The following is an 8,784-nucleotide window of genomic DNA, read 5'->3' as shown; positions in this document are numbered from 1 at the left end:
CCCAATTCTAAACAATTCCGGCTTACTATAGCCAAACACAGCCAATTCCCAACTTAACACTACTATATGTTTGTTTCCATTATGGAAGCAAGCACAAAGAAAATACTAGGCACATTAGCTGCTGTTGCAGCCGTTGGTGGAGGTTTCTACCTCATTAAGAAAGGCAAAAAGCTTCTAGCCGGGGCAAAAATGAACTTTGCCCTCTTAGGATTCCGCATCCACAAGATGAACTTACAGGAAGTTCAGTTTGCTGTAAAGCTTCGCTGCTACAATCCCACCAAAGCACCCATTAAGTTAGCAGTTAACCAGGTAGTTGCAAATTACAAAGGTTCGGCAGTCGCTTATTCTACTCCCGATATTAAAGGACTTACCATTGGTGCTGGCAAAACACAAGAGCCAGAAATCGTTTTTCAAGTGCCATACCTGAATCTTATGGGCAAAGGTCTTACTCTCACCGTGCTTTCCAATACTGAAAAGCTAAAAGCTGATATGACTTTCACCATGACCATCAGCGTTAATGGCGAAACTCTTACTACCACGCAATCATTATCAGAGGAACAAAATATGAACGGATTAGCATTGGGCGAATTGGGCATTGTATCCGGCCCACGAAACACCCAAAACGGTAAACGTTTCAACCACCTTATAAAAAAGGCAAACGGACAGGACACATTTATCAAAAACGGTAACGTTCTTGAGACAGTTGAAAGCTGTATAGATACAATTGGTTCACATTTTAGAGAGGTAGAAGAACTAGCAAGCTTGCTTAAAGGTGATACGTTAAAAGAAACTTGTCGTAACATCTTCAACTTTTCATATACCTATTTGCAATACCATAAAGACGATGATGGAACGGAACAGCTTCGAACTCCTTCCCGATCTTGGTTAGATGGTCAAATTAAGTTCAAACAAAAAGGTAGAAAGAACGCAGGGATTGACTGTGATGACTACAGCATTTTTGTAGGTTCACTGTTAAAATGTTTGGGTATTCCTTTCAAACTCCGGATTACTAAATACGATGGTAAAAAGAACTTTCAGCATATCTATGTTATTGTTCCTGCCCTTGGTGATTCAGAGGATGAAATAGTCATTGACCCTGTATTATCAAAATTCGATTACCAAAAACCATACAGCTTTGAAAGGTCAGACTTTGATATGTCTCCTTTGCAATTGGCAGGACTTCGAGGTATCGATGGCTTAACAGGTTCTAGCGCTTTAGGTTTACCCATTTCTGTACTATCAGGTATTGATTTAACTGGTGGTCATCAGGCGCAAGCCGATCATGAGGAACTTATTGCCATTGTTTCAGGTGTTGACTTTGATGAAGCTGTAAATGGATTAGGCGATGCGGATGATGCGACTTATCGCTATTTAGTGCGCACCCGAAACTTTTTAAAGAAAGAAGACAATAGAGCTCGGATGGCTCATATTCAAAATCCAACACAGTTCATTTCCATGTTAGATCAGGCCATTAAGTTTTGGAATACACCAAAGCGTGATGCCGTATTAGAAAAGTTATCAGATATTGAAGAAAAGCTTGCACAAACAGGTTTGATGCAATATGATAGTGAAGCTCTGCAAGGTTTAGCAGAACTAGATACCATTGAAGAAGAAGTAGATGGAGTCATTTTTGAAGAAGTGGGTGACCTTGGTTTTTTCAAACGTAAAAAAGGGAAAAGACGTGGTGGGTTCTTTCGTTCCATAAAAAGAATTGGAAAGAAGATTGGTAAAGGCATTAAAAGAGCTGGTAAAAAGGTCGGTAAAGTAGCCAAGAAAGTAGTTAAAGCAATCGTTAGGTTTAATCCCTTAACAATTGCCATTAGAGGTGGTTTATTAGCTGCGCTGCGATTAAATATGTTCGGTATTGCCAAGAAATTACAATATGCTTATTTACCTACCAACCTTGCAAGCAAATACAACATAGACCACACCAAACTTATAAAAATTAAAAAGGTACATGCTAGGGTAATTAAGCTATTTAGAGGCTTACAAGGGAAAGAAAAGAACCTGAGAAATGCCATTATCAAAGGAGCTAAACAGAAAAGCACTGACTTCTCTCTAAAAGGCATGGATGGTTTGTTGGGTGACTTACAAACCATTGAATCTATGGGAGAATTGGCAGAGTTGGGAACTTTAGGTGCAGTTGCTACCGCAGCATCAGTAACAGCTGCAAGTGGCGTTTTGGCTAAAATTGGAGGCTGGTTAAAGCCTATCAAGAATCTCTTTTCAAAGGTTAAAAGCAAATTTAAGAAGAAAGCCCCTGCCCTTCCTGCTCCAGTGCAGTCTAACCAGCAACAGGTATCAGACACATCAGCTTATATTCCACAGACCGATAGTATAATGCCCCAATCTAATTATGCCATTCCACAGCCAATACTAAAATCAAGGAATTATACACCACAAACAATAGCTCCTACTCCATTGGTTACAGCTCCAAAGAAAGGCATAAGTAAAGGCGCAAAAATAGGAATCGGATTAGGTGTTGCAGCACTCCTTGGTACAGGCGCATATTTCGCTTTCCGCAAAAAGGATGATAAGCCCAAAAAACGCACATCAAAAGCTAGTTCAAAACAGGATTTAGGAAGTATTGCACTTCAATAAACAATAGATAATCATTAATTAAAATTTTAAACATGGCAGTTAAAAGAACAACGTCAGGTGGTGGTGTCAGAGCCACCAAAATTGACTTTATGAAAGCTACCAACAACATAGGCAAGCCTATTGCTGCCGTGGCAGGGTTTGCAGTTGGTAAGTACGCTTTAAAGAAGTTAGAAAAGAGCCAAACTGTAAGCGGATTATTGGGTAACGACATGAAAACTTACATCGTCCCAGCAGCCGTTACAATGGGCAGTCTTATCGGAACTCAGTTTACCAAAAACGAATACGTAAAGTTGGGCTTAGTAGGTGCAGCTGGCGCTGGTGTCGAATCCATCATCAAAAAAGCCACAGGTAAAACCATTCTTCAAGGATTAGAGGGCATTATCGGTGATAATGATTTAGATGAAATGGACGGATTACAAGCGCTGAATCCTATCACGCAAGCTTTACCAGCAGCCGATATTGACATCGAGCGAGAAATACAAGCTTCTGTATCTGGAGCAGCATCTGACTTTTCAATGGGTGATGATCCTATCGGTAATGCAGCAACGGATTATGCCATGAGCGATGAACCCATTGGCGCAATGGATTATTCCGATGATGAACCTGTTGGGAAGATTAAAGAAATTGATCCTGATAGCATGGACTTTGACGTGTTTGCCGGAGACATGATGGCATCCTAGTGCAGACAAGTATTACACAATCTACAAAAAGCAACTATTAATTTAATTAAAAATAGGCTATTAAGCCGAAAAACAAATTCTTATGGCAGAGATTAATGAGCAAAATGATTTGTACCCTTCGATGGAAGAAATAGAGGGTTTAGAGGAAGCAATTCTTGAAAATGAAGAGAATGCTTTAGAAAAAGAAGAAGACCAAGACGATACTGTCGAGGGTATTGGCGACTTAGGACGCTCACGTCGTAGAAGCAGACGTAGAGGTCGCAGAGGACGTAGAAGAACAAGCAGAAAGCGTGCTGTGCGTAGGTCATACAATGCAGGACAAAGAAGCACCGCTGTAAAAACCGGGCTTACTAAAAACTTGACTTCAAAAGGCCAGTTTGAGTTACGCAGACAGCAGCTTCCACCAGAGATTCAAAAGGCATTGAAAGATGCACGCATGCAAACGGTTGATACGGCAATCTACACCGTTAAGTCGATTAAAGATAAATCGGATATTGATTTGATGGAGGCATCGGATGATAAGAAGGCTGGACGTACCAACCTGAATCGTGCTCAATTGGATTCGGGTAAGTATTTACTTCTAACTGATATAGTACTTGAGTACGCTCACGGAGCATCGGAGGAAGATAATGACCCAGCAGATTTTGCTTTTGGTCAGTTTGCATTACCGCCTGCAATCTTGAACGGTACCTTCGAGATGACATTAGGTACAAAGGTTATTGTTCCTGAAATCTCATGTGCAATTTTTGATGATACTGATACCACAAAACGTAAGTTCCAATACAAGCTTTCTAATCCAAAGTGGTTGAAACCATCAATGGATATTACACCAAAACTGAACATGCCGAAATCGGTATCAGGCGACAAGGTTTATAACCCTGCTGTTAAGGTGACACTATTGGGAACTATCACAGAAAAGGCATAGTCTTTCATTTTTGATATACCATAATCGTTGGGGGTGGTTTACTTCGGGTTTACTCAGTTTACTTCCCCCCTTTTTTTAACATGCAATCATGGAAAAACAAGACAATAAAGTACGCAAGCTTCAGGTCATCAAATTTGAAGTAAAGAAAGGTGAAACCTTTGAGTTTAACGGAAATACTAAAACCGAACATGACCGCATTACAGGTTTCTTTGTTCGTCTATCCAATACTGAAGCATTACCTGGTTCAACATTCCGAATGTGGCTCGATGATGTAGAAGTTATTCCGGATGATACAGAGGTAGCCATTGCGCACCACAACACCGATATGAGTATTCCTGATGTCACATTCCCTGTGGATGAAAAGGCAAAGAATAGTCCTGTTCGCATCATCTATAAAGACGATAGCGAGAACCTTGCAGCAGACGACAGCTACAACGTGCGTGTGTACCTACTGGCCATACAAGATATAAAGAAGTAAACCCCAAATACTCCTGATATGAAACGATACCACGTCATAAAAAAGCTATCTGCTAATAATGAGCATCTGAACGACCAGGACTTGCTCCCTGCATCTTGTAAAATCATAACAGGGATTGCAGTAACTACTAACGTAAAGAAAGAAGCCGAAGCTGTTGATGGTTTAAGTGCATTAGCATTTCCGCAAGGTTTAATTACTCGTTTGTTGGCATCTGACCAAGTGGCTCATCTGTTCTATTCATACATGCGAACACGTCCTACTTTGGATGAAAGCAAGGCGTTTTTTGAAAGCGATATTCTGCCTGAAATGGTCAAGGTATTGCTTGATGGCATTAATTATCCTTCTCTAAGTGATTCAGAGCAGATAACTTTTAGCTCCAAGCTAAATGAATTGCTCATGGGTGGTAGCGACCAAGCTGAAATAGATTGGGATGGGCGTTTTACCGACCTGAAAACTGAATACAAAGCGCATTTATTTGCATTCCTATTAAGTACTTATGGAGCGTTTGGTTTTGATCCTGAAACCGATTTGGAAGCGTATGATTTAGACTTACTTTTTAACGCTTCTACTTCTATACGAAGCAATGCGCTATACCAGATAACAAGCATCGTGTATTACAAAATACGTAGCAATGAATATCTAGAAAGCTATTCAACGGTTTCTAAAAGCATTAATACGTATGGGAACTCCATTATGCAGGATTATGACCGTGAGCTTGCGCAATTACAACTAGATAAACTAGCCTATGAACAAGCGGAAACACAAGGGCTTGCACACTATCTGTTTGCGAAAGTGAGTGTTTTCGAGAAAGGAAAAGGTATGGAAAGTCTTGCCTTTACTGAGCTTATCGCACAAGAAACGCTTTCGTTTATCTATCAAAATAGGAATGGTCTTTTTGTGCGTCCTGTACAAAAGTATCTACGTCCCGCTGCATATGAATGTGGCAGCTTAAGTCTCCTGGTTAATGGAAACAGTTTCTTACTTCGTGATTATACGCTTACGGCAAACCGAAACATCAAATACCTATCCAAAGAAGTGATCCCATTCAGCGAACCACTTGATGTGAATAGCAGCATTCATACGGTTTATAAAAGCAATATGAAAAGTGGTACTGAACCGCTTAATATTCGCATTTACATTCAGTACGAAGATTTTAAAGAGCCATTGGCAGAGCTTGAACCCCAAAAACAGGAGGCTGAGTTATGATGAACACTAGTGAACTCCTACACACCATTGCCAAAGACCGCATTGAAGGGCTTCGTACGATAGACAGCTATCAATTAAAGCCTGTGATGATAATGATAACATCGGCAAATCACAGCATCGACTTGAATAATGATATGTGGATTCTGAATACTAAGTCTCTGCCAAGTTCAATCGAAGAAATTGAAATGATTAGCAGCGATAATGTTTTCACGGCTACTCCAGAGGAATACGACTTTATGGATGAGTTCCGATTCCGTGTATTTACAGATTACATCGACATCAAAAGCATTGCAGAAACATTCAAGCCTTACCGCTTGGAATTTGTGAAGGTTATCCCCCATCGCACATAAAACGTGAGTTGAGAATTGGGATTTATACATCAAGATTTTACAAGCTATAAATAGTCTTGATACTAACTACTTGATACTAATAAAATGTTAGACTATAGAGAACAAATACAGAGCATATATGAGTTTATCAAGCGTTCAGAGGTAGAACAAAAATACCCCTACGCTTATGAAATATACCTGGTAACGGGCATGGACGAAACGGCATTAACTTCAAGAACTGCTGGAACGGAAATGTTCAATAACGATATTGAAAAAGCCATTGAAAAGGCAAAACAAGCTCACGGTACATTACGAGTAAATGTATATGGTGGTAAAAGCCATAATGCCAAGCACCTGAATGATTACACTATCAATATTAGTGGACTATTGAATCCTCCAAAACAGCCTTTGGAACGTGGAGATATTCAGACTATTGTGCAGCAGGAAGTTGAGAAACAACAAATCCAAAACAAGACAGATGACTTAGGCGAAATCAATGGTTTGTTGGGTTTGATTACAGGAGAAAATGAACAAGCAAAGGGTAAGGTTCAAAGCTTATTTGGGCTGTTTAATGCCTTGTCTGGTAACAACAAAGAAGTAGAAAGAATCAGCTATCAAAAGCAGCTTGACGATTTCAAGTTTGAAACACGATATACAAACCTGGAAGAAAGGTTTGAACGCCTACGTAACGAGAATGCAGAGTTACGTGCCGAAAAAGACCGCTACTATGGCGAAAATAAAGAGCTAAAAACCGAGAAGACAGACCTTGAAAATCGTTTGGCTGGATATGCTCCCAACGAAGTAATGAAGCGTGTTGCTACAGGTGCTTTAGTGGGTATTGGTTCTCGTATTCTTACCAATAGTCCGAAAACAGCCGAGCTATTGGGTTTATCAGCAGATGAACTCAAAGGGGCTTTAGGGATGGTTGATGATAATTCGGAAGAGTCTGTCAATATTCCCGACACTAATGTCGAAGTCACAGACATGGGTTCTACAAGCTCTCCCGAAGACCAAAAGAAAGCGGAGATTATCAAAAACTTATCTGATGCCCTTAGAACATGGGAACTGCAAGAGGTGGCTAAAATAGCCAACATCGTTGGGCTTTGCCTGGACAAAGCAGAACTCATTAACAAGACCCTCATGTTCTTAAATCAAGCAATGAATGGGGTTTCGCACCCGAAAACCGATTTAGACAACGAAGAATTAGATAACTAAAAAACATACGATTATGAGAAAGTTCAAAGTAGGAATTACCATTGAAGCCAATACGACAGAAACAGTTAAGCAAGTTGGAAACCTTATACAAAACGCTGTTGATAAGGTGGAACAAGAGGATATTATTAAGCTACTGACCAAGGTGGCGAAGAATCCAACGATTGTGAAAACAGCATTACGATACATCTAAAAATTAAGCTATGGAGTTGAATAAGGCAAGTAAATCAGCACTCATTGGCACAGGTATTCGTGTAGGCATTCCATTGCTAGCTCTTGGCATTGGTGGATTACTGATTTATCGTACCATCAAAAAAAGTAGGAATCCTGACGGCACATCAGCTATCGCAGCTCCTTCTATAAAAAAGATGGAGATAAAGCAACAAAACCTGACTATATCGCCATCGGATGCTGCCTTATTTGCCAACACACTCTATGGTGCAATGCTTGATTTTGGTACAGATGAGAAAACGATCTATAGCACTATAGCCAAAGTTAGAACTAAGGATGACATGTTGCTTGTCATTAAAGCCTTTGGATTAAAGATGTACTTATTGGGTGGTCGAGCTGCTCTTTTAGGACAGAATCATAATCTGATTGGTTGGCTTCGCTTTGAATTAGACGACAAAGAGATTGCCAAAATCAAACCCAAGTTCGATGCTTGGGGAATCCCTCTCTAACAGGCCATGCCTGAAATAATTATTCAAGCATGAGCTATAAACTAAACGATTGAGCAGATGAACAAAAAGATATTATTTATTTCGGGAGGGGTATTAACCACCGGGGCAATAGTGACCGCAATTGTTTTGATTCGCAGAAGAAACAAACGCAATCGTGAGCTATTGCCCTCAGGTGGTTATGAAAAAAGCCCTGCCAATATTCTAAGCACAAATAACAATGCCCTCCCTCCTAATTTCAAGAATTGGAATGGTGGAAGTACTTACCTTTCCTCTATGCCTAGAGGTATTCGCAATAACAATCCGGGTAATATCATTCAAAGCAAAAGCAAGTGGCATGGTAAGCTCTCAAAGGACCAGAACAAAGACAGAAGGTTCGAGATGTTTACTGCTCCTGAGTATGGTGTAAGAGCCATGATTAAACTTTTCCGAAACTACATGGGCAAAGGATTTAACACAGTAGAAAAGATTGTACACAGATACGCTCCAAGCTTTGAGAACAATACAAAAGCATACATCAATACGGTTTGCAAAGATTTAAAGGTGCAGCCTCAAACAAAGTTGCTACCCACAAAAAATACACTTCGTCTTTTGGTTTTCTCAATGGCAAAAGTGGAAAATGGGAAGAATTATATCTCTCCACAACTCTTTGAGCAAGCTTATTCAATGATTTAGA

Annotated in this window: 10 protein-coding genes; all 10 read left to right on the top strand. The window is 40.1% G+C overall.

Going from position 1 to position 8,784, the window contains the following annotated elements; translation table 11 throughout:
• Nucleotides 1-66: 66 nt before the first annotated feature.
• The 10 genes from A8B35_RS22435 to A8B35_RS23650 all read left to right on the top strand — a co-directional run bounded on the left by A8B35_RS22435 (nt 67) and on the right by A8B35_RS23650 (nt 8,783).
• On the top strand, nt 67-2,601 hold the full coding sequence (locus A8B35_RS22435) for a hypothetical protein (RefSeq protein ID WP_075604083.1): 2,535 nt from the start codon (nt 67-69) through the stop codon (nt 2,599-2,601).
• Between the two features lie 128 nt (nt 2,602-2,729).
• On the top strand, nt 2,730-3,281 hold the full coding sequence (locus tag A8B35_RS22430) for a hypothetical protein (protein WP_139314993.1): 552 nt from the start codon (nt 2,730-2,732) through the stop codon (nt 3,279-3,281).
• A gap of 82 nt (nt 3,282-3,363) precedes the next feature.
• Nucleotides 3,364-4,206 carry a hypothetical protein gene (locus A8B35_RS22425; RefSeq protein ID WP_068475778.1) on the top strand — a complete coding sequence of 281 codons (843 nt, stop codon included), beginning with the start codon at nt 3,364-3,366 and terminating at the stop codon, nt 4,204-4,206.
• An 88-nt stretch (nt 4,207-4,294) separates the two neighbouring features.
• Nucleotides 4,295-4,684: a hypothetical protein gene (locus A8B35_RS22420; RefSeq protein WP_068475776.1), complete on the top strand. Its 390-nt coding sequence runs from the start codon at nt 4,295-4,297 to the stop codon at nt 4,682-4,684.
• 18 nt (nt 4,685-4,702) lie between these two features.
• Nucleotides 4,703-5,890, top strand: coding sequence for a hypothetical protein (locus A8B35_RS22415; RefSeq protein ID WP_068475775.1), 1,188 nt, complete (start codon nt 4,703-4,705; stop codon nt 5,888-5,890).
• A gap of 86 nt (nt 5,891-5,976) precedes the next feature.
• Complete coding sequence (locus A8B35_RS22410) at nt 5,977-6,240, top strand: hypothetical protein (RefSeq protein ID WP_139314992.1); 264 nt, start codon at nt 5,977-5,979, stop codon at nt 6,238-6,240.
• A 231-nt stretch (nt 6,241-6,471) separates the two neighbouring features.
• Nucleotides 6,472-7,434, top strand: coding sequence for a hypothetical protein (locus A8B35_RS22405; RefSeq protein WP_139314991.1), 963 nt, complete (start codon nt 6,472-6,474; stop codon nt 7,432-7,434).
• 13 nt (nt 7,435-7,447) lie between these two features.
• Nucleotides 7,448-7,624, top strand: coding sequence for a hypothetical protein (locus A8B35_RS23485; RefSeq protein ID WP_171973260.1), 177 nt, complete (start codon nt 7,448-7,450; stop codon nt 7,622-7,624).
• 10 nt (nt 7,625-7,634) lie between these two features.
• Complete coding sequence (locus A8B35_RS22400) at nt 7,635-8,111, top strand: hypothetical protein (RefSeq protein ID WP_068475769.1); 477 nt, start codon at nt 7,635-7,637, stop codon at nt 8,109-8,111.
• Between the two features lie 57 nt (nt 8,112-8,168).
• On the top strand, nt 8,169-8,783 hold the full coding sequence (locus A8B35_RS23650) for a hypothetical protein (protein ID WP_222844208.1): 615 nt from the start codon (nt 8,169-8,171) through the stop codon (nt 8,781-8,783).
• The last annotated feature ends 1 nt before the right edge of the window (nt 8,784 follow it).

The sequence above is a fragment of the Saccharicrinis aurantiacus genome (assembly GCF_001660705.2).
GTDB classification, from domain to species: domain Bacteria; phylum Bacteroidota; class Bacteroidia; order Bacteroidales; family Marinilabiliaceae; genus Saccharicrinis; species Saccharicrinis aurantiacus.
Note: the sequence above shows the minus strand (reverse complement) of the source record. Positions and strands in the feature narration are given on the sequence as shown.

Excerpts from the sequence above, each read along its gene's own strand:
- A8B35_RS22400 (WP_068475769.1), top strand. The coding sequence starts at position 7,635 with ATGGAGTTGAATAAGGCAAGTAAATCAGCACTCATTGGCACAGGTATT.
- A8B35_RS23485 (WP_171973260.1), top strand. The coding sequence starts at position 7,448 with ATGAGAAAGTTCAAAGTAGGAATTACCATTGAAGCCAATACGACAGAA.
- A8B35_RS22410 (WP_139314992.1), top strand. The coding sequence starts at position 5,977 with ATGATAATGATAACATCGGCAAATCACAGCATCGACTTGAATAATGAT.
- A8B35_RS22435 (WP_075604083.1), top strand. The coding sequence starts at position 67 with ATGTTTGTTTCCATTATGGAAGCAAGCACAAAGAAAATACTAGGCACA.
- A8B35_RS22415 (WP_068475775.1), top strand. The coding sequence starts at position 4,703 with ATGAAACGATACCACGTCATAAAAAAGCTATCTGCTAATAATGAGCAT.
- A8B35_RS22425 (WP_068475778.1), top strand. The coding sequence starts at position 3,364 with ATGGCAGAGATTAATGAGCAAAATGATTTGTACCCTTCGATGGAAGAA.
- A8B35_RS23650 (WP_222844208.1), top strand. The coding sequence starts at position 8,169 with ATGAACAAAAAGATATTATTTATTTCGGGAGGGGTATTAACCACCGGG.
- A8B35_RS22405 (WP_139314991.1), top strand. The coding sequence starts at position 6,472 with ATGTTCAATAACGATATTGAAAAAGCCATTGAAAAGGCAAAACAAGCT.
- A8B35_RS22420 (WP_068475776.1), top strand. The coding sequence starts at position 4,295 with ATGGAAAAACAAGACAATAAAGTACGCAAGCTTCAGGTCATCAAATTT.